This is a genomic window from Saccharothrix coeruleofusca (assembly GCF_014648515.1).
Taxonomy (GTDB): domain Bacteria; phylum Actinomycetota; class Actinomycetes; order Mycobacteriales; family Pseudonocardiaceae; genus Actinosynnema; species Actinosynnema coeruleofuscum.
The window spans coordinates 155480-177706 of sequence record NZ_BMRG01000014.1 but is presented as its reverse complement, the minus strand read 5'-3'; the positions used below and the strand labels follow the sequence as shown (position 1 = coordinate 177706).

The following is a 22227-nucleotide window of genomic DNA, read 5'->3' as shown; positions in this document are numbered from 1 at the left end:
GTTTCTGTGGAAGGAAACCGACCCTACCCGGACAGGGCTGTTGCGCTACCAGCCCAGCTCAGAAGCTATGAATAACGATCAACGACTCAGGTCGGCGTGCATCGATTGGAACTATTCCGCCTGAAGTACCGACTAAGAGTCCGTAGTACACAGGCCAAATCGTGTGGGTCTCCATGAGGGAGGCCGGACGTCGCCGGAAGTGGCGATCTCGGTGCCCCACCGCCACCCACCCTTGCCACGAAGGAACGGATGCCATGCCCGCTGTTCTCACGCCCCGCGCCACGAAGGCGGCGACTCTCCCTGGCTTCGGGCGCGCTGCCCTCGCGCTGACCGTAGCTGCCGCACTTGTCAGCGCAGGCCCGTCCCTCGCAGCCGCCGCCGAGCCGTCTTCTGATCCCACCATGCGCGACGTCGCCAGCCAGGTGCTGGACAGCGGGGTGCCCGGATATGCCGCACGAGTTGACGACGGCCGACGCATGACCGTCACCGCCGCGGGGGTGGCGGACCGGGCCACCGGACGACCGATGACGGGCCGCGATCAATTTGAGATCGGTAGCGTCACCAAGGCATTCACCGCAACGCTCGTGCTGCAACAGGTCGACCGCGGCCGAGTCGACCTCGACGCTTCCATCGATCGCTACCTGCCAGGCGTCGTGCCCGGCGGCGGCGAGATCACGGTCCGGATGCTGCTCAACCACACCAGCGGCTTGTTCCAGTACATCGCAGACCCTGGCTACTTCGTCCGGATGGAACAGGACCCCTATCACGTCGCGACCGAGCAGGAACTGCTCGACATCGCATTCGCCCATGGGCCCGTCTTCCCACCCGGCCAGGGGTGGAACTACTCGAACACCAATTACGTCCTGCTCGGCATGCTGCTGCGGCGGGTAACCGGTCAGACCATGTCAGACCTGGTACGCCGGAACATCGCCGTGCCTCTCGGCCTCAGGCACACCTACTATCCCGACCCGTACGCGAAGAACACCGGCCCCGGATATGCCCGCGGCTATTCCGTCTCGTTCGGCGATCCCGCTCCCACCTACGTGGACGTGTCCGATCGGCCGCTGGGCGGTTGGGCCGGTGCCGGCGGCGCAATTATCTCGACCCCTGACGAGGTGTCCCGCTTCCTGTCCGCGCTGCTGCGTGGCAGGTTGTTCTCACCGGCGGCGTTGACCCAGATGAAGACCACAGTCCCACTCCCGGAGGAAGTCGGCGTTCCGGGCGGCTACGGCCTAGGCCTGTTCCGCCTCGACACGGTATGCGGCACCGTCTGGGCCCACGGCGGCACCACCCGAGGCCATCACACCAGGGCCACCGCCACCGAGGATGGCAAACGCACCGCCGTCGCCGATGTCACCGCCACGCCTGGCATCACCGCGACACCTCAAGGCGAAGCCCGCTACACCCAGGTCGTATCCGACGCCGACACGGCACTCACCTGCCGGATGCTCAATCGACCGGTTCCGCACACCGTGACTCGATCCCACACCAGCTGAACCTGCATCGGACGACCCGGAGGCGGTCGAGCCGTGGCGGCTCGCGCCCGTACGCCCCTGTCCGCGTGAACAGCATGTCGATCGTAGAACCCACTCAGCGCCGCCGCTACCCGGCTGTGGAGCTCCACAGCCGGGCAACGGCGGCGTGGTGACGCATGATTTCGGGGTTCGGGCCATGACCCTCGGCCACGATGCACGAGGTGAACAACGGGTGACTTGTGCCGAGGGCGACGTCGCGCCAGAAGCCCTGAAGCGGATTGTCTGCCGGCAAGGCGATCTTGGACCGGCCTCGATCATCGAGGTCGCCACCGCCGGCTCGGTGCCCCATCCGCCGTACGCCGAACTTCGCGTCGCGACGAAGAGTGCGGTGAGCGCGCTGGCACTGGTCGCCGCGAAAGGGTTCGCTGCACGAGGTACCCGGGTGAACGCAATCGCGGCCCCCTGAGTCCCGCCCGCATCCGGCCGCATCCAAGGCGCTGCCGGTCACTGCGGCCTTCGAGCACGGTACCGGGTCACCGGGCTGCGGTGTACGCGACGAGCGTCAGCGACCACAGCGGACGGCTTGCCGGCTGCAGCGCTTCCCTGCGCGCGGGCTGGTTGCCGTGCGCCTCGACCTGACGATCCGCACCTGGCTTGCTGATCCTCACCGGGTCAGCAAGCCACCGTCGATGAACAGGTCGTGGCATGGCGCCAGCTGGCCCTGGACTGAGGTTGTCCCCGAGAACCGGACGCCGGATTTCATGCCACGAGGATGAGACATTGACGATAGTCGATACGGACTTCGTGCGGGGTGCGGCAGTCGAGTGTCGAATGTAGACGGTCGTGGTTGTAGTAGCCGAGGTAGGAGAAGACGTCGCGTCGGGCGTCGTCGCGGGTGTCCCCGGACGGTGGTGCCGATCTCGATCTTGAGTGTGGCGAAGAACGATTCCGCGACCGCGTTGTCGAAGCACGACCCGGTCCGCCCCACCGACGGGCGGATGCCGTGACCGGCGAGCGCGGAGCGGAACAGTCCGGAGGTGTATTGAGTCCCGCGATCGGCGTGAAAAATCGCGTCATCGCTGATCAGGTCGCGTCGGACGGCGAGGTCGAGGGCGTCTCGGACCAGCTCGGCGCGCATGTGGTCGGCCATCGCGTGCCCGATGACCTCGCGGTTGTGCAGGTCGATCACCGTGACCGGGTAGAGCCACCCCTCCGGCGTGGGCAGGTAGGTGATGTCCCCGACCAACCGCCTTCCCGGCGCAGGGCGGTGAAGTTCCGGTCGATCAGGTCCGGCACCGGCGCCGCAACCGCGTCGGGCCTGGTCAGCGACCTGCGCCGTCTGCGGGTGAGTCCGATGATCCCGCGCTCGCGCATGACCCGCCCGACCCGTTTGTGGTTCACCCGACGGCCCCGGCGGCGTAGCGCGACGACGAGCCGCGGACGCCCGTAGGCGCCCCGGTGACCCGCTTGGACCTCGGCGATCTCGGCGGCCAGGCGCTCGTCCGCCTTCGCCCGCTGCGTCCTGGTCGGGGCGGCGGCGAGCCATTCGTAGAAGCCGGGGCGTCGCACGCCCAGGACCCTGCACAGCCGGGGGACGCCGAAGGCGGCGCGGTGTTCGCCAGATGAACCGGTAGCTGCGGGTCAACGTCCCATCTCCTTGGCAAAATACGCGGCCGCCTTGCGCAGGATGTCCTTCTCCAACTCCAGCTCGGCCACCCGCTCGCGCAGTTCCCGCAGCTCTTGGCGCTCATCGGCCGACACGCCGCCCACCGGCGCAGCGGCCTGGGCCTGTTCGGCGGTGCGGACCCAGTTGCGCAGCGTCTCGTGGTTCACGCCCAGTTCGCGGGCGACCTGCCGCAACGGCCGGTCCGAGGAGCGGGCCGGCTCGACGGCGTCCCTGCGGAACTGCTCGGGGTACTTCGACTTGCCTGACACGGAGGGCATCCTTCTCCCGGACCGCTGTCTGGGATCAAGGCGTCCGCTTCAAGGGGACAACATCAGAGCGCTCCAAGGTCTTGGGCTTGGTGTGCCCTCTACCTGCGTGGATGACGTTATCGGCAGGCACAGCGTCGGACCACCGCGGTGAGAACCGCGCGATCGGCCCACCCCAACCGGGGGCGGGGGTTGGTGCGGCGCGATACGGCGACCTCGTGCCGCAGCACCAGCAATTCGACGTCCTTGGCCGCGGTGGACCGTCCGAGGAGCACCAGCCAGTCACCGAGTCGAACGAGGATCAGGTATAGCAGTCATAGTGCCACGTTCCACGATCATGCCCCCACGGCACATGATGGGCGATCACCGCAGCCCAACGTCCGAGTGCGGAGTTCTGGCAACCCCACGGATCCACAGGGTCAGTAGTAGCGCAGAAGGGCGTCCTCGAGCTCGTCGGTGACCTCGACGTCCTTGGGCGTCCGGTAGTCGCGGGCACGGACGTGTTCGAGGAAATCAGGGTCGATCGGCAGACCGTGTGCGGCGAGGTGCCGAATCGAGTCGGTGCGCCAAACCCACACCCCGTCGGTCACCAATGACGAGCCACTCCTGATCTTCGTGGTGCCGTCGACCAGGTCCACGGTCACGTCGAGCACGTCGAATGCCGGCGTGACCGCCCGCATGTAGTCGACGACTCGTGCGCGGTCGGCGATCCCCAGCGGCTGCTGCCGGACCGAAGGTGGATCCGGCCTGGGCCGGGCGTAGGACTCGGCGTAGATGCCCACAGGGCGAAGCTCAGCCACGAAATCCATCATCCATTGCGCTCGGTCAACTCCCACTGTAGTTCGGCAGGAATCAGCGTCAGCCCTCGCCCGGTTCGTGTCCGCGCACCCTGGCGATGGAGTCGGGCCTGCGGGCGACACCGACCGCGTCCACCGGGGCCATGACCGGCACGCCGAGCCGGTCCGCCACGTGCTGAGCCCAGCCCACGTCGTTGCCGCTGTGACAGGCCAACAACCGAATTGGCTGGTTGGGATCGCGGTGCGGGTTGTTCCTGATCGCCTCGACGATCTGCTCCGGGGGGTGCCCGTGCCCTGGGGCCGGCCAGCCGTCGGACGAGCCGTGCACGACCACGTCGTGGTGTCCCTCGTTGCGGACGTTGTCGCGCACCCGCTGGGTCTCCGGGTCATCGCCGATCGACATCCGGTCATCGCGGTAGACGATGCCCTGGTCGTTGGCGAGGTAGTTGTCGTAGTACGGGCAGTGTGGTGGCGACGGCGTCCGCGGCGGCGACCAGCAGGTGGTGACGGCCGTTGAGGTGGGCTCGCTCGCGGTGCAGTACGGCTTCGACCTCGTCGGGGGTCAGGTGGTGGTGCAGGCCTTCGGTGGCGACAACGACGCCGGGCTTGCCTGCGAGGTGAAGGCAAGAGGGCGGTCGTGGTCGAGCCACAGGGTCGGATGTGGACCGGCCTGCTTGCGTCCGGCCAGGCGGAGCACCGAGAGGTGGTCCTCGCGGACGCGGGCACGGCGTCGTGCGCTGCGGGCGCCGATGACCGCCAGGCGAACGAGGAGCGCGGCCAGCAGTGCGCCGCCGGTCAGGCCGCTGACCACTTCGATCATGGGTGTGGTGCCGTGCTGCACCGCGTCCCAGCAGTGGTGCAGGGAGTCGAGGACGCCGAGGCCGTGCTCGGGCACCACGAGCAGTACCACTGCGGTGGTCGAGGTGGCCACGACGGCGATGACCGAGGTGATCCACGCGACCAAGGCGACCAGGGGGTCGTTGAGCCGACACAGCACGCGCGGCGCGAGCCAGCCCATCACGGTGGACCCGAGCAGCAGCGCCAGTGCGACCGTCATCGCCCCGAGGCCTTCCTGCGCAGCGCTCGACGCAGCACCGCAGACTCCTCCTCGGTAGCGGACTGCGCGAAGTGGAGCAGCGCCGCTTCCGGGTCGCCGGAGGCGATGAGCACCTCGCGCAGGGCGTTCGCGGCGGCTTCGGCGCGGCTGACCCTGGGCTGGTACCGGTAGGCGTTGCCCTCGAACTCGCGCGTCACCCAGTTCTTGCGGTGCAGGTTGTCCAGCACGGTGAGGACGGTCGTGTAGGCGAGCTTCTTGCCGGTGTCGAGCCGTTCCAGCACCTGGCGCACCTTGAGTGGTCCACCGTCGTGCCACAGCACGTCCATCACTGCGGCTTCGAGCTCACCAAGCCCGTGCATCACTCACGTCCTTCCAGCAGAACGAGAAGTATGCCTGCCCACCGAGGCGGCATCCTAAGTTGAACATAACTGTTCGACTTGTGGTCGCGCATGACGTAACTTAAGTCGAACAGAGGTGTTCAACTTGAGGGGTGAGCATGAGTCAGACGGTCGTGCGGGCGAACTGGTGGGTGCTGGTGTTGCTGTGCCTCGCCCAGTTCATGGTGATCTTGGATGTGACGGTCGTGAACGTCGCGCTGCCGGTGATCGCGACTGAGCTCGATCTGGACCGCGAGGCGCTGACCTGGGTGGTCACCGCGTACACGCTCTGCTTCGGCGGGTTGATGCTGCTCGGCGGCCGGCTGTCCGACGCGATCAGCAGACGGGGCGTGTTCCTGGCCGGTCTGGCGGTGTTCACGGTCGCGTCACTCGCTTCCGGGCTGGCCGAGAGCGCCACGGCCCTGGTCGCGGCGCGCGCCGTGCAGGGTGTGGGTGCGGCGATGCTGTCGCCCGCGGCGATGTCGATCATCACCACGACCTTCCACGGGCCGGACCGGAATCGCGCGCTCGGCGTGTGGGCCGCGATCGCCGGAGCGGGTGCGGCGGTCGGTGTCCTGCTGGGCGGCCTGTTCGCGGCGGGCCCCGGCTGGGAGTGGGTGTTCTTCATCAACGTGCCGGTCGGGGTTTTCGTGGCCGCCGTGCTGCCTCGGCTCGTGCCCGCCGGCCGAGGCGAACGGTCTCGGGGCAAGGTCGACGTTCCGGGCGCCTTGATCGCGGTGCTGGCGGTCGGTGCGCTGATCTACGCGCTCGTGCGCGCGGGTGACACCGGCTGGAGTGGTGGGAGCACGCCCTACGTCCTGGTGGCGGGCCTCGTTCTGCTCGTGGTGTTCGTCGTCGTCGAGCGCAAGGTCGCCGAGCCGCTGGTCCGGCTGGAGCTGCTGACCCGGCGTCCCGTTGTGGCAGGCAACCTGGTCATGTTGGCCGCGTCCGGTCTGTTGCTGGCGAACTTCTTCTTGAACTCCCAGTACCTGCAGCACGTCCTGCGGCTCGACGCGCTCGAGACGGGCCTGATCTTCCTGCCGGTGGCATTGGTGATCGGAATCGGCACCCACGTTGGCGTTCGTGCCGTGAGCCGGTTCGGTGGACGACCCGTCGTCGCCGCCGGCTTCGGCCTGGCCGCAGTGGGTGCGGTGCTGCTGGCACAGGTGCCGGACTCGGGAAATGCGGTGTTCGCAGTCCTCCCCGGCTTTGTGGTCTCCGGACTCGGCCTGGGTGCCACGTTCGTCACGGCGACGACCACCGCGATGGCGCACGCCGGACCGAATGACGCCGGGACGACCTCCGGCCTGATCAACACCGGGCACGAGTTGGGCGCCACCCTCGGCATCGCGGTCGTGTCGACCATCGCGGCCCTGGGCTTGCAGGGCGGCGGAGATGCCGTCGGAGGCTTCGCCGCGGCGTTCACCGCGACGGCGGTCGCCGCTGCCGTCATCGCGGTCGGCGCGACGCTGCTCGTGCCCGCGGGGCGTCCGCCAGCGACGGACGGTCCGGTGTTCGCGCACTGATCGGCCGTAGGCTTCGGTCGTGGCCACCACGCAGACCCGGCGCCGCGCCGACGCCGAACGCAACATCGCCGCCATCCTCGACGCGGCTCTGGCGGTCTTTACCGAGGAGCCGCAGTCGAGCATGGCGGCGATCGCGCGCGCGGCCGGCGTCGGCCGGGTCACGCTCTACGCCCACTTCGCGTCCCGCGAGGTGCTGCTGGAGGCGGTGCTGGACCGGACCATCGCCGAGGCGGGCGTGATCATCGCGGAAGCCGAGTTGGCCAAGGGCTCCGCCGTGGAAGCGCTCCGGCGGCTGTTGCGGACGTCGTGGCACGTGCTCGACCAGCACCGCAAGCTGTTCGACCTCGCCCAGCGCGAACTCGGCTCGGTTCAGCTGCGTCAACGCCACCGCGAGGTCGTCGACCACGTCGAGGGGCTCCTCGCACGTGGGCAGCAGGAGGGGGTGATCCGGGCCGACCTGCCGATCAGCTGGCTCGTCACCACCGTCTACAGCCTGCTGCACGCAGCGGCCGAGGACGTGAACTCGGGGCAACTCAAGGCGGAGGAGGCGGCAGACGTGCTCGAAGCCACCCTGCTGCCCGCGCTCAGATCCTGAGTCCGGTGACGCCCCGAGGTTTGTAGACCGCGAGGACCAGCGCGACGACCAGCACCACGAGCGCGCCGGAGGCGTGCAGCACGAGGGTCGGTGACCGCAGGGGCGTGACGTCCGCTGTCGGATGTGGCCGTGCCGAAGCTGTGGGACGAGACGATCGAGGCGCACCGGCTCGAGGTGCGGCGGGCGATCCCGGCCACGACCGCGGCGCTGGTGGCGGAACGCGGCCTCCTGAACGTGACGATGTCGCGGATCGCCGAGCAGGCAGGCATCGGGCGCGCCACGCTCTACAAGTACTTCCCCGACGTCGAAGCGATCCTCCGCGCCTGGCGCGGTGAGCGCATCGCGCACCACCTCGCACACCTGACGGCCGTTCGGGACGGCGCGAGCGGGTCGGTCCGACGTCTCGAAGCGGTCCTCGAAGCGTTCGCGGCCATCTCGCACGGCTCGCGCGGCCACTTCGACGCCGGCCTCGGGGCGAAAAAGGGCGACATGACCGGGCCGAACGCGGTCGACCGCGGCAGGCCGGGCTCGAAGATCCACATCGTGTCCGACCGCGCCGGACTGCCGTTGGCGGTCGGGGTCTCGGCCGCGAACCCGCACGACAACCAGGCGCTGGAAGCCCATGCTGATGGCCATCCCGCGCATCCGCTCCCGCCGCGGGCCGCGCCGGTTTTCGGCCCGCGAAGCTGCACGCCGACAAGGCCTACGACATCGACGATCTCCGCCGATGGTTACGCCATCGCGGCATCGTCCCGCGCATCGCCCGCGAGGGCGTCGACTCCTCCCAGCGGCTGGGCCGCCACCGCTGGGCCGCCACCGCTGGGTCGTCGAACGCACCATCTCGTGGCTGACCGGCTATCGCCGTCTGACCGTCCGCTACGAACGGCGCGCTGACAACTACTGCGGCCTCCTCACCCCCGCCGCAGCCCTGACCTGCTTCAAACGACTCACGGGACCAACCACGTGAGATGTCGTCTTAATACGATCTTGTTTCGTGCGAATTCAATACCAGGCACCGACTCGTGCAGGTGGCCGACAGGTAGCATTCGAGCACGCGAGCGACTTGAGTAGGCTGACCGTGTGCCGCGGTTGTTGTTGTGGTACCGAGAAGAAGCACCCCGGCTTCGACCACGAAGGTCAGCTGCGCGCGTTGCGCGAGGCGGTGGGGGAGGAGCGGGTGCAGATCGCTGACTGCCTTGACTCTGCGACTTCTCCAACGTCCTGGTGGTGCGGCCGTCGTTGTCCGCGCGTGCGGACGGCGTGAGGCCGGTGTGGTTTGGCGGTGTGCTGAGCGACGAGGTCACAGGGCAGGTCGTCGCGTGGGTTGCCGCGGGCGGCCCTGGCGGGGTCGCGGTGCCTGCTGAGCTCGCGAGCAACGTGCTCGACCCGGCGAAGCGCGAGGACGAGGACCTCGACGGGGAACCCGCGTCCTAGCGGACCAGAAACTCCGTGATGCGGTGGGACCAGGTCTGCACGTCGGCGACCGTGCTCGACACGTGCAGCGTGGAGTCCGGGAGCAGTTCGTGGAGTCGTTGCGCGGTGGAGACGGGGTGCAATGGGTCGGTGTCCCAGGTGAGGATCAGCGCAGGTTGGGACAGTGCCGCGATCGCGTCCTGTGCGGGCAGGTCCGACTCGCCGATACCGCGCAGGATCGGGGCGAGCAGCTCGTCGGGGATGTCCGGTGCCAGGGTGAACGCCGGGTAGTCGGCGAAGATCGGCAGCGGCGGCTGCTGCGCCCATTCCCGCCTCCACCGCGCCGGGCCGCTGGACTCGATCGCCTCGGCGCTGTCGGTGTACCACCGCCGCGCTTGATCGGGCCCTTCCTCCCAGGCAACCGGGGGGATTATCAGGACGAGGCGGCGGAAGCGGTCGGGGGCGGTGATGGCGGCGCGCAGTGCGACGTCGCAGCCCAGCGAGGAGCCCATGAAGTCGATCGGCTCGTTCACGTCCAGCTCGTCCAGCAACGCGAGCAGGTCGAGGGTGAAGTTCTCGAAGCGGTAGTCGTCGGCGATCGGCCGGCCCGTCGAGTGGCCGTGGCCGCGCTGGTCGTAGGTCAGCAGCCGACGACCGGCAGCCAGGGCGTCGAAGTCGAGCAGATGAAGCCTGCGCACAGCCGCGCGGCTGAGGAACACGCCGTGGGCGTAGCCGAGAACGGGACCGGACCCGGTGATCTCGTACGCGATCTTCGCACCGGCCCTCGTGACGTACCTGTCCTGCACCACTGCCCCCTCAGCGTGGACGTGGTCCGGCTCGCGGGTGCGAGCCGGACCACGGGATCAGACGGTGTCCTTGTTGGCGCTGCGGAAGCCCCGCAGGCGCAAGCTGTTGCTCACGACGAACACCGAGGAGAACGCCATCGCGGCTCCGGCGATCATCGGGTTGAGCAGGCCGAGCGCGGCCAAGGGCAGGGCGGCCACGTTGTAGGCGAAGGCCCAGAACAGGTTGCCCTTGATCGTGCCCAGCGTCCGGCGCGCCAGCCGGATCGCGTCGACAGCGGCCCGCAGGTCACCGCGCACCAGCGTGAGGTCGCTGGCCTCGATGGCCACGTCCGTGCCGGTGCCCATCGCGAGCCCGAGGTCGGCCTGGGCGAGCGCGGCAGCGTCGTTCACGCCGTCGCCGACCATCGCGACGACCCGCCCTTCGCCCTGCAGGCGCTTGACCACGTCGACCTTGTCCTTCGGCAGCACTTCGGCCACGACCTCGTCGATGCCGACCTCGGCTGCGACCGACCTCGCCACGGCCTCGTTGTCCCCGGTGAGCAGCACCGGGCGCAGACCGAGCAGGCGCAGTCCCGCGATCGCCTCGGCCGAGGTGGGCTTGACCGTGTCGGCGACGACGAGAACGCCGCGCGCTTCCCCGTCCCACGCCACCAGGACGGCCGTGCGGCCCTTCTCCTCGGCCTTTTTCCTGGCGGTCGCGAGGTCCTCGCCGAGCCGGACGCTCCACTCGTCGAGCAGGCGGGCCCGGCCCACCAGGACGGCGTGCTCGCCGACGACGCCCCGCACGCCGAGGCCTTCCAGGTTCTGGAAGCCCTCCACCTCGGGCAGGTCGCCGACCCGCTCGGCGGCCGCGGCGGCGATGGCCCTGGCGATCGGGTGCTCGGAGGCGTGCTCCAGAGCACCGGCCAGGCGCAGCAGCTGCTCCTCGTCCACACCGTCGGCGGCGTGTACCTCGGCCAGGCTCATCTGGCCGGTGGTGACCGTGCCGGTCTTGTCGAGCACGACCGTGTCGACGCGCCGGGTCGACTCCAGCACTTCCGGGCCCTTGATCAGGATGCCCAGCTGTGCGCCGCGACCGGTGCCCACCAGCAACGCGGTGGGCGTGGCCAGGCCGAGTGCGCACGGGCAGGCGATGATCAGCACCGCGACGGCGGCGGTGAAGGCCGCCGAGGCGCCCGTGCCCGCGCCCAGCCAGAACGCCAGCGTGCCGACGGACAGCGCGATGACGATCGGGACGAACACCGCGGAGATCCGATCGGCCAGGCGCTGCGCCTCGGCCTTGCCGTTCTGCGCGTCCTCGACGAGCTTGGCCATCTGCGCGAGCTGGGTGTCCGCGCCGACCCGCGTGGCCCGCACCACGAGCCGCCCGCCCGCGTTGACCGTGGCACCGACCACGCCGTCACCGGTGGTGACCTCGACCGGCACCGACTCGCCGGTGATCATGCTCATGTCGACGGCGGAGCTGCCCTCTTCCACCACGCCGTCGGTAGCGATCTTCTCGCCGGGACGGACGACGAACCGGTCGCCGGCCCGCAGCTCGTCCACGCCGATGCGGACCTCGCGGCCGTCGCGCAGCACGGCGACGTCCTTGGCCCCGAGCTCGAGCAGTGCACGCAGAGCCGCACCGGCGCGACGCTTGGACCGCGCCTCGAAGTACCGGCCGGCGAGGATGAACGTCGTGACGCCCGCCGCGACCTCGAGGTAGATGTTGCCCGCACCCGACATGCGCTGGACGGTCAGGTCGAAGCCGTGCGTCATGCCCGGGACGCCCGCCGTGCCGAGGAACAGCGCGTACAGCGACCACAGGAACGCCGCCCCCACGCCGAGGGAGATCAGCGTGTCCATCGTGGCCACACCGTGCCGCAGGTTGGTCCAGGCGGCCTGGTGGAACGGCCACGCGGCCCACACGACCACCGGGGCGGCGAGCGTCAAGGACAGCCACTGCCAGTACTCGAACTGCAGTGCCGGGATCATCGCCATGGCGATCACCGGCACGCTCAGGAGGATGGAAGTGATCAGCCGCTGCCGCAGGGGCAGGGTCGGGTCCGCTTCCTCACCTTGCTCGTCGGCCTTCGGGGAAGCGGGGAGCTCGGCGGTGTACCCGGTGTTCTCGACGACCTTCACGAGGTCCTCGGCGGTCAGCGAGTCCGGAAAGCTGACCCGCGCCTTCTCCGTGGCGTAGTTGACGGTGGCCTGGACGCCGTCGAGCTTGTTCAGCTTGCGCTCGATCCGCGCGGCGCAGGAGGCGCAGGTCATGCCGCCGATGGACAGTTCGATCTCACTTGCCGGTGAGCTCATGGAACGCGCCTCCTCTTCGATGGTGTCGTGCTCAGCCACCGTGACCACCGTGGTCGTCGGCGTGCGTGGGCGAGGCGGTCGTGGGTGCGGGCGCGGGTGCGGTGCCGCTGGTGCTGAGGGTGAAGCTCGCGGTGCGAACCTCGCCGCCGTGCTGGAAGTCCAGGAAGAACCGGTACCGGCCTGCGGTCGGCACCTCGACCGCGAACTTCACGTCCGGACCGGCGCCGGGGCCGTCCTCCGGGTGCACGTGCAGGTAGGCGAGGTCGGCCGCGCGCAACGCGACCAGGTGGCCGTTCGCGCCGAGGTAGGGCTGCAGGTCGGTGACCGGCTCGCCGTCCTTGGTGACGGTGGCGGTCACGGTGGACCCGGCTCCTGCCTTGAGCTCACCGCTCAGCCGGACGACGTAGCCGTCCACGGCGGACTCACGGGTGTCCTCGGCAAACTGTTGCGGTTCGTAGCCGCCTGCAACCTGGACGTCCGCTCCCAGGGTGGTCTTTGCACCGTTCGTCGGCTTGAAGTCCGCGAAGACGCGGTAGCTCCCGGCAGCGGGGAAGGAGAGCGGGACCGACCAGGTGCCGTCCGCGGCCATCTCCGGGTGCACGTGCTGGAAGCCCGAGCCGTCGCGGCGCACCAGCACCAGGTGGAGCTTCTTCTCGTGCTCCACCTCGAACTCGGTCACGGTGCCGCCGCCGACCTCCCCGATCTTGAAACTGAAGGTCTGCTGCGTCTGCGTCGGCAGGGTGTTCTGCGCCAGGTCGAGCACGTACCCGTTCTCCGCGGCCGAAAGTCCTGGCGGGATCTTGCTCACGGCGTTGGTCCCGCCGGAGGCGGGCTGCTCGGCGCCGTGCTCCACCGCGTTCGGCCTGTTCTCCTCGCCGAACGGTCCGGCGGCGGCGCCGGCAGCCCACGCGCCGCCGAAGACGATCGCCAGCACACCCGCGTAGGCGGCCACCTTCGTGGCGGTGTTCATCCGGCTCTCCTTCAGCTGTCGACCAGCGTGTAGCCGGCCTCGGTGACGGCGGCTCGAACGTCGTCCTCGGCGACCGGCAGGGCGCTGGTGATGGCGACCTTGCCGCTGTCGAGCTCGACGGCCACGTTCTGCACGCCGTCGATCCGGCTGATCTCCTCGGTCACCGAGCTGACGCAGTGCCCGCAGGTCATGCCGCTGACGGTGAAGACGGACTCGGACATCGGGTGCTCCTCAGATGTGGTTGGAAACGTCGGAATCAGGAGCGGACCAGGCGGGCGATGGCGTTGCTGGCCTCGGCGATCTTGTCGTCCGCGGTCGTGCCACCCTCGGCCACCGCCTGGCTCACGCAGTGCTTGAGGTGCTCGTCGAGCAGGTTGAGCGAAACCGACTGCAACGCCCTGGTGGCGGCGGAGATCTGGGTGAGGACGTCGATGCAGTACTCGTCGTTCTCGACCATCCGTGCCAGCCCGCGCACCTGACCCTCGATGCGCCGCAAGCGTCGCAGGTGGTCGTCCTTGTTGTCGGTGTAGCCGTGCATCTACCGCTCCTGTCGATCGGTCCGCCGCGCGGCCGGTCGAGGAGGACCGGGGGAACGGCGGGCGCTTGCCTCATTTATACCCATGGGGGGTATGGGTGTGCAAGAGGTTCAGCGATACAGGTAGGGGGTATGCGCGCGGTGTCGCTCTCGGTGTCGGGTCGAACGCGGTGCGTGAAAGGTGTTGGTTGCATGTCGAGTGTGCGAACTGCTGTGCATTCTACTATCGGATATAGTAGAGACCGGCTGATGTCCCCCTGCCAGCCAGTTGCCTCGCCGTGGTTCCCCGCTGCGGGGAGAAGAACGCCGGACGGAGCGTCGAATCCTCCGTCCGGCGTTTCACCACCGGGGCAGCTCTACTTCAGCAAGCCCCGCATCTCGGTGATCTCGGCCTGCTGGGCCTTGACGATCTCCTCGGCGAGCTCCTTGGCCTCGGTGCTGGCACCCTCGCCCTGCTCCGTCTTGGCCATGGCGAGCGCGCCTTGGTGGTGCTTGATCATCATCTCCAGCCACATGCGGTCGAAATCCGCACCGGTGGCACCGTTGAGCTTGGCCATCTCCTCGGCCGTCATCATCCCCGGCATCGAACCGTGGCCAGTGCCGTGACCTGCACCGTGGTCCGTGTCCGGCGTCGACGTCGAGGGAGCGGCGCCCCACTTCGCCAGCCACTCGGTCATCTTCTTGATCTCGGGCTCCTGTGCCGCCGCGATCCGCTTGCCGAGGTCGATGACCTCGCGGTTCGTGCTCTTGCCCGGCACCATCGCCGCCATGTCCAGTGCCTGCTGGTGGTGGCCGATCATGTCCCGTGCGAACTTGACGTCCTGCTCGTTGTGCCCGTCCTGCCGGGCCGAAGCGGCGGACAGCGCCGTGGTGGTCGTGTCGTGCCGCATGTCCGCCATGTCGTTGCCGCCGCAGCCTGCGAGGAGCGTGGCCGCGGCAACGCCGGCGACACCGAAACCGATCAGAGATTTCCGCATCATGTGCAACTTTCCGTGCTGTGGGTGCGACCGACTGTGGAAGCGGTGTTGATCACAACCTCAGCACGCACGAGGAGTCCAGAAGCGTGCGGCCGCCCAGCGGAGGGGATCGCTGCGGTGCGCGGAGCAGGCCCGGTCTGATGGGGACCCTGCTCTGGTCGGGGCGCATCACGCGCAGCAGCAGCCAGCCGAGCAGCAGTAGCGAGACCGCGGTGCCGAGGATCGCCATGCACAGGTGCAGCACCTCGTGCGCGGGCGAGGGGCCTGGTCTGTCCGGTGCGTGACCATGAGGGCTCGTTGTGGAAGTCATGGCCACGTGCCCGGCTGGCATCTCGATGTCCACGTTGACGTGGTGCATGCCGATCATGCCGAGGAAGAGCAGGCAGGGCAGGGCCCACTGGGCCGCTGTTCGCTGCATGCTCTCACTCATTCCACTATCGTACCTAGTAGATCCCATCGCCGACGTTTGCGAGTCTCCGCTCCGCGTGGCCCACCCTGAGCGTGCAGATCGGTGTTGACACCCCTGGGGGGTATGGGCGTAACCTGCTCACCGAGATACCCCCTAGGGGTACCCGACTCGAAGGGGAAAGTCATGGAGCACGGCAGCGCACAGCAGAGTCTGACGAGGTTGGCCGTTTCGGCGACGTTGCACTGCCTCACCGGCTGCGCCATCGGTGAGGTGCTCGGCATGGTGATCGGTACCGCGCTCGGCTGGTCCGACCTGTCGACCATCGTGCTCGCGGTCGCCCTGGCCTTCGTCTTCGGCTACGCGCTCACCATCCGCCCCGTGGTCAAGTCGGGCCTGCCGCTGCGCGCCGCGATCGGTGTGGCCCTCGCCGCCGACACCGTGTCGATCGCCGTCATGGAAATCGTCGACAACGGGGTGATGCTGCTCGTGCCCGGTGCGATGGAGGCGGGACTGGCGAGCTGGCTGTTCTGGGGCAGCCTCGTCTTCGCGCTCGCCGTGGCGTTCGTCGTGACGGTCCCCGTCAACCGCTGGCTGATCTCGCGGGGCAAGGGACACGCGGTGGTGCACCAGTACCACGGTGGCGGCCACGAAGGTCACCACCAGCACTGAGTGGCAGGTGGCCGTGAGAGCTTCGCGGTCACCTCCCTCCTCGATCCTGATTTTGCCGGGATAAGCGCATTCGCGGACATGGCATACATCTGTCCTGCTCATACCCCTTACTGGTACAGAGTGTCTAAGTGTCTAATATGGATCAGTCGGCCCGGCGCAGGTGGTGGGCGCTCACCCTCATCGCCGCGGCTCCGTTCATGGTCATCATGGACACCTCGATCATCGGGGGGACTGTAAAACGAGCGGTGTAACTCCTGATCAAGGATGTGCACCTGATGACCGAGATGATGTCCGGCGTGGAGAACGCCGAGGACATCAAGCCCGAGACCGCCCTGGACGGCCCGGACGAGCAGCTGGTCGACCAACTGGTCAGCCGGGCCCAGGCCGGTGGCCTGAAGCTCACCGGTGAGGACGGAGTGCTCCAGCAGCTGACCAAGCGGCTGCTGGAGTCCGCGCTGGAAGGCGAGATCACCGACCACCTGGGCTACGACAAGCACGACCCGGCCGGGCGGGGTACCGGCAACTCGCGCAACGGCACCCGCTTCAAAACCGTGCTCACCGACGTCGGACCGGTGCAGATCGACGTGCCGCGCGGCCGCGACGCCGAGTTCGAACCACGGATCGTGGCCAAGCGACAGAAACGCCTCACCGGTATCGACGAGATGGTCATCTCCCTGTCCGCCAAAGGGCTGACCACCGGCGAGATCTCCGCGCACCTGGCCGAGGTCTACGGCGCCGAGGTGTCCCGCCAGACCATCTCCACGATCACCGGCAAGGTGGTCGAAGGCATGGTCGAATGGCAGAACCGGCCACTCGACCCGGTCTATCCGGTGGTCTTCATCGACGCCATCCACGTCAAGATCCGCGACGACCAGATCGCCAACCGGCCGATCTACATGGCGATGGCCGTGACCTGCGAAGGGCACCGCGACATCCTCGGGATCTGGGCTGGCGACGGCGGCGAAGGCGCCAAATACTGGCTGCACGTGCTCACCGAGCTGCGCAACCGCGGCGTCGCCGACGTGCTCATGCTGGCCTGAACGGCCTCGACCACCTCCCTGTCGACCTCCGGTTGCATCCCCGCCTCGGCGGAGGCTGTGATCGGCAGCGGCAGGCCCAGCGCGGCACCGATGGCCGCACCAATGTGGAACATCCTTCTCATCTCGACCGTCCCAGATTTGGTGTGGACAACTCCGTAGTCGGTCGAGGTGGTGCTCCGGTACTGCGACAAGACCTGGTGGGCGACTTGTCGGCACAGATTCGAACGAATCAGGAATGCGGTTCCTGTATCCGACGAAAATGTCTCCGGTGCCGATAAATAACGGAACGCATGTCTTCGTGTAAGTGTGCAGACATGCTCCCGGAAAGCAGCCCCCGCTTCGTCGGATCACCAGTCCGGGCCCCTGGGCCGACAAAATGACCCTCTCGGTTGATCAAGCCCCTTCAATACCTCCGTTCGGCGCAATCATGCCGGATGGCAGACTGCTCCGACAAGGCGCAGACTGTCGCAGGTCGCCGCTCCTGTCCTTCGTGTCCGGTATGTGGAATACGGCCTGCGCGGCACACCAATTCCATGTCGAACGGGATTTTCGGTTGCCTCTCGGAAGCCTTTGTCCAGGTCGACGCCTTCTCCCCTGCGCTGGGGTGCGCCCTCCGGCAACGGTCAGCGGTTCCCCGCTTCAGAGCGCGGCAGGCCACTGCGTTGGCGGCTCTCCCGCCCCGATCGCCAGTCCTGATAATCGCTTCGAATAGCACATTGACCAGGCGATACACCTGCGGTCCACGGCCGGTGCACTGGCCAACCGCAGTCGCCGTCACACGCAGCGTGAGCTTGCGCGGTACCAGGGAGCCCGCGAGGTCCGGCGGCACGACTCGTGCACACGACTGTGTAGCGGCGCAGGTTCTGCTGCGCGGGTCGCGCCTGCGCGAACGTGAACAACATCGACTGCTTGTCTCCAGGCGGGGAGAACCCGGTGTGCCAGCACCGTCGTCGGGTATGGCCTACTCCGTCGGGGTGGCCCGACCGCCAGCCACCGGCATCGGCCGGGCGACGGTTCTCCGGTCCCACTACTTCACCTGTGAAACCGCCAGAGAGGAAACGAACCCGCCCGCCACTGGTTCATGCCCGCTGAGGGCCACCCCGCTCGCGCGGGAAACACCTGGGCGGTCGCGACGCCGCAGGTTCCCTCGGGGACCACCCCGCGCACGCGGGGGTGTTCCGCAGGACTGCATGGGCCGCCGCGCCCTGGTGATCTCGGCCCCGCGCACGCGGGGCGTTCCCTGGGCCTGGACAGGTGCCCGGACGCTTACATGCTCGACCATGTTCCGGAGCACGAGGACGTGCGGGCTCGCGCGGGGCGGTCGGCGAGCTGGGCACGGAGTTCGTCGGCGGAGCCGGTGGAAGTGTCACTGGCAGTGGATGTCTTTGCGGGAACCCTAACGGTGTCGAAGGTGGTCCCGGCTGGTGTCTGCTGGGAAGGCGCGCTCGGTGAATCGGCATGGAAGACGGCGTTGGCGGCCAGTGCCGCTAGGGTGGCCTGGTCGGGTCCGGAGGGTCCGGCGCGGTTGGCGTGGAAGATGAAGTGGTGCGCCAAGACCGCTTGAGGTGACCGTCGCGGGCGAGGTCGGCGAGCTGGCGGCTGGCGGTATCGAACTCCGCGGACCAGGCCGGAGATCGTCGACGTGGTGTGCGCGCCGGGCACGACCCGCGAGGGGGTTCTGGCGCTCGCGGCCGGGGTCGAGCAGTACTCGCCCCACGTGCTCGCCGCAGCGGTGGTGCGCGCCGCCGCACGGGCGGGCGTGCGGCCGTTGCCTGCGGAATCGGTGACCGAGCAACCCGGTCAGGGCGCTTCCGGCCACATCAGCGGTCGAACCGTCCAGGTGGGACGGTTCGACCCCGCTGCGGCGATGTCCGCCTGGGTGCGCGGCGCCGTGCGCAAGGGGCGGCTGGATCTCGCCGGCGTCATCTGGGTGTGCCGCGACAACGAACCTCTGGCCGCGCTGTTCGTACGCGACCGGATCAGGACCGATGCCGCACGCACCATGCACCGGCTGCGCACCGCGGGTATCCGGCAAGTCGTGCTGCTCACCGGCGACCACGTGGACAACGCGGTCGAAGTCGCAGGCATGCTCGGCATGGACCAGGTCCAAGCGAACGCCACCCCCACGGACAAGATCGCCCGTGTGCGCGAGGCCCGGTCGAACGGGATCACCGCGATGGTGGGCGACGGCATCAACGACACGGCCGCACTGGCCGCCGCCGGTATCAACGCCGCACTCGGCTCCCGCGGATCGACCGCCGCGGCGCAAGCCGCCGACGCGGTGATCCTGGACGACCGGATCGACCGACTCGCCGACGCGGTCGAGACCGCCCGTCGAACGCGAAGCCTCGCCCTGCGGAGCGCCGTACCCGATGGCACTGACGGATAAGTCCTTGCTGGTCGAGGTTGCCCTATCGCATGTTCGTGCGCGTATCGACGAGCGTCAGACGCCAGGCTAGTGGTCGTAAGCCTGTTTGCGAACTCCGCAACTGGAAGTCGTGGAGAGATCGTCAGGCGTCACGGATGTGGATCTGCTCTCCTTGTGGGCTGAACAGCGTCAAGATCTCTGACGCGGTGTCACTGCTGCCGGTGATGCTGTGCGGCTGCCGCGTGTCGAACTCGGCAGCGTCGCCTACGACCAGAGTCGTGACCTGCGTCCCGAGAGCGAGGTCGACCGAGCCGCTGAGGACATAGAGCCATTCGTAGCCGCCGTGGGTGGACTGCTTCGCGGGTTTTCCGTCCCCGCGGGGCGGGAGAACGACTTTGAACGCCTGCACGGGGGCACCGGACCGGGTCAGCGGGAGGTAGACGCGCCCGTGCCGGCGGATCGGCTTGAGGTGGATGCGGGGATCCCCGGTGGGTGGGGCGCCGACGACATCGTCGAGGGCGACCCGGTAGACCTGGGCCAGGGGAATGAGCAGGTCCAGCGTGGGGCGGCGGTGCCCGGACTCGAGTCGCGAGAGCGTGCTGGTCGAAAGCCCGGTCACGTCAGCGACGTCGGAAAGCTTCATCTGCCGTTGTCGTCGCAGTTCGCGCAGGCGCGGCCCGACGGCTCCGAGCATGGTCTCGACGAGGCCTTCCCGGCGATCGGCACGATCCGGTGTCGTTTGCATGTTTCGCAACTGTAGTTGCTGTCTTGTGCCTTACGGACGCAGTCTGGGTACTTCGTTCCCGCTCACGATGGAGAAGCCCAGCACATGAGCTCGTTCGTGCAGGTCGAGACAACGCGGACCCCGGTTGCACGATGGATCGCGTTGGCGGCGATCACGACCGCCGCGCTGATGGTCGTGCTGGATGCCTCGGTGATCAACATCGCACTGCCCCGGATGCAGCAGGAGTTGGAGCTCAGCGACACCGCACGCGGGTGGGCGGTGACGGCCTATGCGGTGACCTTCGGCGGCCTGCTGCTCCTCGGCGGCCGGATCGCTGACCACGTCGGGCGCAAGCGGGTCCTGATGGTGTCGCTGAGCGGGTTCGCTGTGGCGTCACTGATCGGCGGTCTGGCAACGGGACCGGGGATGCTGATCGCGGCACGTGCACTACAGGGCGTCTTCGCCGCTGCGCTCGCGCCGGCTGCGCTGTCCTTGGTCGCGATCACGTTCACCGAGCCCCGCGAACGAGCGCGCGCGTTCGCGGTCTTCGCCGCGGCCCAGGGAAGTGGCGGCGCGATCGGGCTGCTTCTGGGCGGGGCGTTGACCGAGACCCTCGGGTGGCGTTGGTCGTTGTTCATCAACGTGCCGATCGCGCTGTTCGCGCTCGTCCTCGGCCTGCCGACGATCGTCCGCGTCCGCCCTCAGGCCGGTGGACGGCATGACATCCCCGGAGCCGTACTCGCCACGATCGGCTCCTCCGCACTGGTGGCGGCCTTCAGCATCGCGTCCGAGCCGGGCGGTTGGGCTTCCCCGACTCCGTACGCCTTCCTCGCCGGTGCGCTGCTCCTCATCGGAGCATTCGTCGGGCGGCAGCGACGCGCGAGCAACCCGCTTCTGCCCAGGCGCATCGTCGCCGACCGAACCCGTGGCGGGGCATATCTGATGGCGGGTTTCACGACCGCCGGCATGTTCGGCATGTTCCTCCTGCTGCCGTACTACCTCCAGGACCACCTCGCCTTCAGCCCTCTGCTCACCGGGGCGGTCATCGTGCCGTTCAGCGCCGCGCTCGTACTGGCCTCCCTGCTCGTCCCAGCGCTCGTGCGGCGGCTCTCCGCCAAGACCGTGCTGGTCGGCGGGATCATGACCGCGACCATCGCGATGGCGGGCCTCGCCGTGATCATCGCCCTGCCCGACGCCCTGGCCGGCGTCCTGGTCTCGACCACAGTGATGGGAGCCGGCATCGGCTTCGTGTTCGCCCCGCTCAACAGCAGCGTCGTCGCGGGCGTCGCTGCGGGCGATGTGGGTGTGGCCAGCGCCATGCTCAGTGTCACCCAGCAGATCGGCGGCGCTGTCGGCGTCGCCCTTCTCAACGGCATCTACGTCATCGGCGCCACAGCCCACCCCGAACTCGACGGAATCTCCCCCGAGGCCCTACGGTCCACATTCCTCGTCGCCACCGCCTTCTACGCCATCTCGGCTGTCGTCGCTCTCGTGGTGATCCCCACCAGCAGGAGTCCTCGTTCCGAGGAGCCGAACTGATTGCGAAGGTTGCAAGTAGGTTTGCCAACCACGCATCTGACGACGAACCTGGAGCAAGGCGGCTCCGCCGCCGGAGCACGAGAGGACGGACACGGCGAATGGTCGGATACGACGCGGAGTTCTGGGAGCAGCACTACCGCACACTCGACCCGGCATGGGGGACCTCCCCCAACCAGACGATGGTCGACACGATCAGCGCGCTCTTCCCCGGCGCGGGCGCGGCATTGGAACTCGGGGCCGGTCACGGCGGGGACGCGCTCTGGCTCGCAGCCGAAGGATGGACCGTGACGGCTGTCGACGTCGCGCAGACGGCGGTCGACAGAATCGCCAGGCACGCGACGGAAAGAGGCCTCTCGGACCGGGTCCATGCGATCCGTCGAGACGCCGCGACCCAACCGCTGCCGGCTGGTCCCTTCGACCTGGTCTTCGGAAGCTTCTTCTACGCCCCCGGACGCGACAGCATCTGGCGACGAGCGGCCGAGACGGTCGAGCCCGGCGGGGCTCTGATCATTGTCGACCACGGCTCCAGCGCTCCGTGGTCCTGGAACCCGGTCTCACACGCGCACCCGACGCCCCAGCAGGTCGCGGACGCGCTCGACCTCGGCTCCGCATGGCACGCCGAGCTCCTCGACACGCGAACGCGCCTCGCCACCGGCCCAGGCGGGCAACGCGCGGAAGTCACCGACACGATCGTCGCCATGCGACGGAAAGCAGCATGAC

26 protein-coding genes and 2 pseudogenes are annotated in these 22227 nt (G+C 68.5%); 12 read left to right on the top strand and 16 right to left on the bottom strand.

The features are described 5' to 3' along the window. Positions 1-401 precede the first annotated feature (401 nt). Positions 402-1496: a serine hydrolase domain-containing protein gene (locus IEZ00_RS27475; protein ID WP_189226227.1), complete on the top strand. Its 1095-nt coding sequence runs from the start codon at positions 402-404 to the stop codon at positions 1494-1496. A gap of 175 nt (positions 1497-1671) precedes the next feature. After that, the gene (locus IEZ00_RS27470; RefSeq protein ID WP_189226226.1) at positions 1672-1941 is read left to right on the top strand and encodes a hypothetical protein; all 270 of its coding nucleotides are present in this window, start codon (positions 1672-1674) and stop codon (positions 1939-1941) included. A 67-nt stretch (positions 1942-2008) separates the two neighbouring features. Here the strand turns inward: IEZ00_RS27470 and IEZ00_RS37870 are convergent, their stop codons facing one another. The 8 genes and pseudogenes from IEZ00_RS37870 to IEZ00_RS27435 form a co-directional block, all read right to left on the bottom strand. Then, a complete protein-coding gene (locus IEZ00_RS37870; protein WP_268248857.1) occupies positions 2009-2143 on the bottom strand; it encodes a hypothetical protein in 135 nt (44 codons plus the stop codon). After that, positions 2140-2727, bottom strand: a pseudogene (locus tag IEZ00_RS27465) (DDE-type integrase/transposase/recombinase); the annotation flags it as partial. The pseudogene IEZ00_RS27465 and the gene IEZ00_RS37870, both read right to left, overlap by 4 nt. Continuing rightward, a complete protein-coding gene (locus IEZ00_RS38200; protein WP_189226224.1) occupies positions 2661-3044 on the bottom strand; it encodes an IS3 family transposase in 384 nt (127 codons plus the stop codon). The pseudogene IEZ00_RS27465 and the gene IEZ00_RS38200, both read right to left, overlap by 67 nt. A 72-nt stretch (positions 3045-3116) precedes the next feature. Next, a complete protein-coding gene (locus IEZ00_RS27455) occupies positions 3117-3410 on the bottom strand; it encodes a transposase (protein WP_189226223.1) in 294 nt (97 codons plus the stop codon). A 416-nt stretch (positions 3411-3826) separates the two neighbouring features. Further along, a complete protein-coding gene (locus IEZ00_RS27450; RefSeq protein WP_189226222.1) occupies positions 3827-4219 on the bottom strand; it encodes a hypothetical protein in 393 nt (130 codons plus the stop codon). 46 nt (positions 4220-4265) lie between these two features. Further along, positions 4266-4607 carry a DUF8616 domain-containing protein gene (locus IEZ00_RS27445; protein ID WP_189226221.1) on the bottom strand — a complete coding sequence of 114 codons (342 nt, stop codon included), beginning with the start codon at positions 4605-4607 and terminating at the stop codon, positions 4266-4268. A gap of 159 nt (positions 4608-4766) precedes the next feature. Beyond that, positions 4767-5261, bottom strand: coding sequence for a hypothetical protein (locus IEZ00_RS27440; RefSeq protein ID WP_189226220.1), 495 nt, complete (start codon positions 5259-5261; stop codon positions 4767-4769). Then, positions 5258-5620, bottom strand: coding sequence for a BlaI/MecI/CopY family transcriptional regulator (locus IEZ00_RS27435; RefSeq protein WP_189226219.1), 363 nt, complete (start codon positions 5618-5620; stop codon positions 5258-5260). The genes IEZ00_RS27440 and IEZ00_RS27435 overlap by 4 nt, the downstream gene beginning before the upstream one ends. Before the next feature lie 137 nt (positions 5621-5757). On the opposite strand from IEZ00_RS27435, the gene IEZ00_RS27430 reads away from it, so the two are divergent. The 5 genes from IEZ00_RS27430 (at position 5758) to IEZ00_RS37220 (ending at position 9193) form a co-directional block, all read left to right on the top strand. After that, positions 5758-7164 carry an MFS transporter gene (locus IEZ00_RS27430; RefSeq protein ID WP_189226218.1) on the top strand — a complete coding sequence of 469 codons (1407 nt, stop codon included), beginning with the start codon at positions 5758-5760 and terminating at the stop codon, positions 7162-7164. A gap of 19 nt (positions 7165-7183) precedes the next feature. Further along, a complete protein-coding gene (locus IEZ00_RS27425) occupies positions 7184-7759 on the top strand; it encodes a TetR/AcrR family transcriptional regulator (protein ID WP_189226217.1) in 576 nt (191 codons plus the stop codon). 123 nt (positions 7760-7882) lie between these two features. Further along, entirely contained in the window at positions 7883-8653 is a 771-nt protein-coding gene (locus tag IEZ00_RS38195; RefSeq protein WP_506347076.1) for a TetR/AcrR family transcriptional regulator, read from the top strand. After that, a complete protein-coding gene (locus IEZ00_RS38395; protein ID WP_506347075.1) occupies positions 8598-8726 on the top strand; it encodes a hypothetical protein in 129 nt (42 codons plus the stop codon). Before IEZ00_RS38195 ends, IEZ00_RS38395 begins: the two co-directional genes overlap by 56 nt. A 317-nt stretch (positions 8727-9043) precedes the next feature. After that, positions 9044-9193 (top strand): hypothetical protein, encoded by a 150-nt coding sequence (locus tag IEZ00_RS37220; RefSeq protein WP_229796143.1) that lies wholly within the window; start codon positions 9044-9046, stop codon positions 9191-9193. Here the strand turns inward: IEZ00_RS37220 and IEZ00_RS27400 are convergent. The 7 genes from IEZ00_RS27400 to IEZ00_RS27370 form a co-directional block, all read right to left on the bottom strand. Further along, a complete protein-coding gene (locus IEZ00_RS27400) occupies positions 9190-9978 on the bottom strand; it encodes an alpha/beta fold hydrolase (RefSeq protein ID WP_229796142.1) in 789 nt (262 codons plus the stop codon). The two genes, IEZ00_RS37220 and IEZ00_RS27400, sit on opposite strands and share 4 nt — an antisense overlap. 57 nt (positions 9979-10035) lie before the next feature. Then, positions 10036-12276: a heavy metal translocating P-type ATPase gene (locus IEZ00_RS27395; RefSeq protein WP_189226244.1), complete on the bottom strand. Its 2241-nt coding sequence runs from the start codon at positions 12274-12276 to the stop codon at positions 10036-10038. Positions 12277-12307: 31 nt separating this feature from the next. Then, positions 12308-13246 (bottom strand): DUF8832 domain-containing protein, encoded by a 939-nt coding sequence (locus tag IEZ00_RS27390; RefSeq protein ID WP_189226213.1) that lies wholly within the window; start codon positions 13244-13246, stop codon positions 12308-12310. 11 nt (positions 13247-13257) lie between these two features. After that, entirely contained in the window at positions 13258-13467 is a 210-nt protein-coding gene (locus IEZ00_RS27385; protein ID WP_189226212.1) for a heavy-metal-associated domain-containing protein, read from the bottom strand. A 35-nt stretch (positions 13468-13502) separates the two neighbouring features. Further along, complete coding sequence (locus IEZ00_RS27380) at positions 13503-13784, bottom strand: metal-sensitive transcriptional regulator (protein WP_189226211.1); 282 nt, start codon at positions 13782-13784, stop codon at positions 13503-13505. 353 nt (positions 13785-14137) lie between these two features. Further along, positions 14138-14758, bottom strand: coding sequence for a DUF305 domain-containing protein (locus IEZ00_RS27375; RefSeq protein ID WP_189226210.1), 621 nt, complete (start codon positions 14756-14758; stop codon positions 14138-14140). A 52-nt stretch (positions 14759-14810) separates the two neighbouring features. Then, entirely contained in the window at positions 14811-15188 is a 378-nt protein-coding gene (locus tag IEZ00_RS27370) for a hypothetical protein (protein ID WP_189226209.1), read from the bottom strand. 162 nt (positions 15189-15350) lie between these two features. Between IEZ00_RS27370 and IEZ00_RS27365 the strand changes: the two genes are divergently transcribed. The 3 genes and pseudogenes from IEZ00_RS27365 (at position 15351) to IEZ00_RS27355 (ending at position 19265) form a co-directional block, all read left to right on the top strand. Next, the gene (locus IEZ00_RS27365; protein WP_189226208.1) at positions 15351-15836 is read left to right on the top strand and encodes a DUF4396 domain-containing protein; all 486 of its coding nucleotides are present in this window, start codon (positions 15351-15353) and stop codon (positions 15834-15836) included. Between the two features lie 275 nt (positions 15837-16111). Then, a pseudogene (locus tag IEZ00_RS27360) lies at positions 16112-16870 on the top strand (IS256 family transposase); the annotation flags it as partial. Positions 16871-18518: 1648 nt separating this feature from the next. After that, positions 18519-19265: an HAD-IC family P-type ATPase gene (locus IEZ00_RS27355; RefSeq protein ID WP_373293207.1), complete on the top strand. Its 747-nt coding sequence runs from the start codon at positions 18519-18521 to the stop codon at positions 19263-19265. A 121-nt stretch (positions 19266-19386) separates the two neighbouring features. Here the strand turns inward: IEZ00_RS27355 and IEZ00_RS27350 are convergent, their stop codons facing one another. Beyond that, positions 19387-19989 (bottom strand): helix-turn-helix domain-containing protein, encoded by a 603-nt coding sequence (locus tag IEZ00_RS27350; RefSeq protein WP_189226207.1) that lies wholly within the window; start codon positions 19987-19989, stop codon positions 19387-19389. Between the two features lie 84 nt (positions 19990-20073). Here IEZ00_RS27350 and IEZ00_RS27345 point away from each other — a divergent pair, with 84 nt between their 5' ends. Both IEZ00_RS27345 and IEZ00_RS27340 read left to right on the top strand, forming a co-directional pair. Further along, complete coding sequence (locus IEZ00_RS27345) at positions 20074-21507, top strand: MFS transporter (protein ID WP_189226206.1); 1434 nt, start codon at positions 20074-20076, stop codon at positions 21505-21507. A gap of 98 nt (positions 21508-21605) precedes the next feature. Further along, positions 21606-22226, top strand: a complete 621-nt coding sequence (locus tag IEZ00_RS27340) for a class I SAM-dependent methyltransferase (RefSeq protein WP_189226205.1) — start codon at positions 21606-21608, stop codon at positions 22224-22226. Position 22227 lies beyond the last annotated feature (1 nt).

What these genes read in the sequence shown, in the direction of transcription:
- IEZ00_RS27475 (WP_189226227.1), top strand. Translation starts at nt 402, where the DNA reads ATGCGCGACGTCGCCAGCCAGGTGCTGGACAGCGGGGTGCCCGGATAT.
- IEZ00_RS27450 (WP_189226222.1), bottom strand. Translation starts at nt 4,219, where the DNA reads ATGATGGATTTCGTGGCTGAGCTTCGCCCTGTGGGCATCTACGCCGAG.
- IEZ00_RS27375 (WP_189226210.1), bottom strand. Translation starts at nt 14,758, where the DNA reads ATGCGGAAATCTCTGATCGGTTTCGGTGTCGCCGGCGTTGCCGCGGCC.
- IEZ00_RS27470 (WP_189226226.1), top strand. Translation starts at nt 1,672, where the DNA reads ATGACCCTCGGCCACGATGCACGAGGTGAACAACGGGTGACTTGTGCC.
- IEZ00_RS27385 (WP_189226212.1), bottom strand. Translation starts at nt 13,467, where the DNA reads ATGTCCGAGTCCGTCTTCACCGTCAGCGGCATGACCTGCGGGCACTGC.
- IEZ00_RS27340 (WP_189226205.1), top strand. Translation starts at nt 21,606, where the DNA reads ATGGTCGGATACGACGCGGAGTTCTGGGAGCAGCACTACCGCACACTC.
- IEZ00_RS27395 (WP_189226244.1), bottom strand. Translation starts at nt 12,276, where the DNA reads ATGAGCTCACCGGCAAGTGAGATCGAACTGTCCATCGGCGGCATGACC.
- IEZ00_RS27365 (WP_189226208.1), top strand. Translation starts at nt 15,351, where the DNA reads ATGGAGCACGGCAGCGCACAGCAGAGTCTGACGAGGTTGGCCGTTTCG.
- IEZ00_RS27390 (WP_189226213.1), bottom strand. Translation starts at nt 13,246, where the DNA reads ATGAACACCGCCACGAAGGTGGCCGCCTACGCGGGTGTGCTGGCGATC.
- IEZ00_RS27370 (WP_189226209.1), bottom strand. Translation starts at nt 15,188, where the DNA reads ATGAGTGAGAGCATGCAGCGAACAGCGGCCCAGTGGGCCCTGCCCTGC.
- IEZ00_RS27435 (WP_189226219.1), bottom strand. Translation starts at nt 5,620, where the DNA reads ATGCACGGGCTTGGTGAGCTCGAAGCCGCAGTGATGGACGTGCTGTGG.
- IEZ00_RS27440 (WP_189226220.1), bottom strand. Translation starts at nt 5,261, where the DNA reads ATGACGGTCGCACTGGCGCTGCTGCTCGGGTCCACCGTGATGGGCTGG.
- IEZ00_RS27380 (WP_189226211.1), bottom strand. Translation starts at nt 13,784, where the DNA reads ATGCACGGCTACACCGACAACAAGGACGACCACCTGCGACGCTTGCGG.
- IEZ00_RS27430 (WP_189226218.1), top strand. Translation starts at nt 5,758, where the DNA reads ATGAGTCAGACGGTCGTGCGGGCGAACTGGTGGGTGCTGGTGTTGCTG.
- IEZ00_RS27345 (WP_189226206.1), top strand. Translation starts at nt 20,074, where the DNA reads ATGAGCTCGTTCGTGCAGGTCGAGACAACGCGGACCCCGGTTGCACGA.
- IEZ00_RS27350 (WP_189226207.1), bottom strand. Translation starts at nt 19,989, where the DNA reads ATGCAAACGACACCGGATCGTGCCGATCGCCGGGAAGGCCTCGTCGAG.
- IEZ00_RS27445 (WP_189226221.1), bottom strand. Translation starts at nt 4,607, where the DNA reads ATGTCGATCGGCGATGACCCGGAGACCCAGCGGGTGCGCGACAACGTC.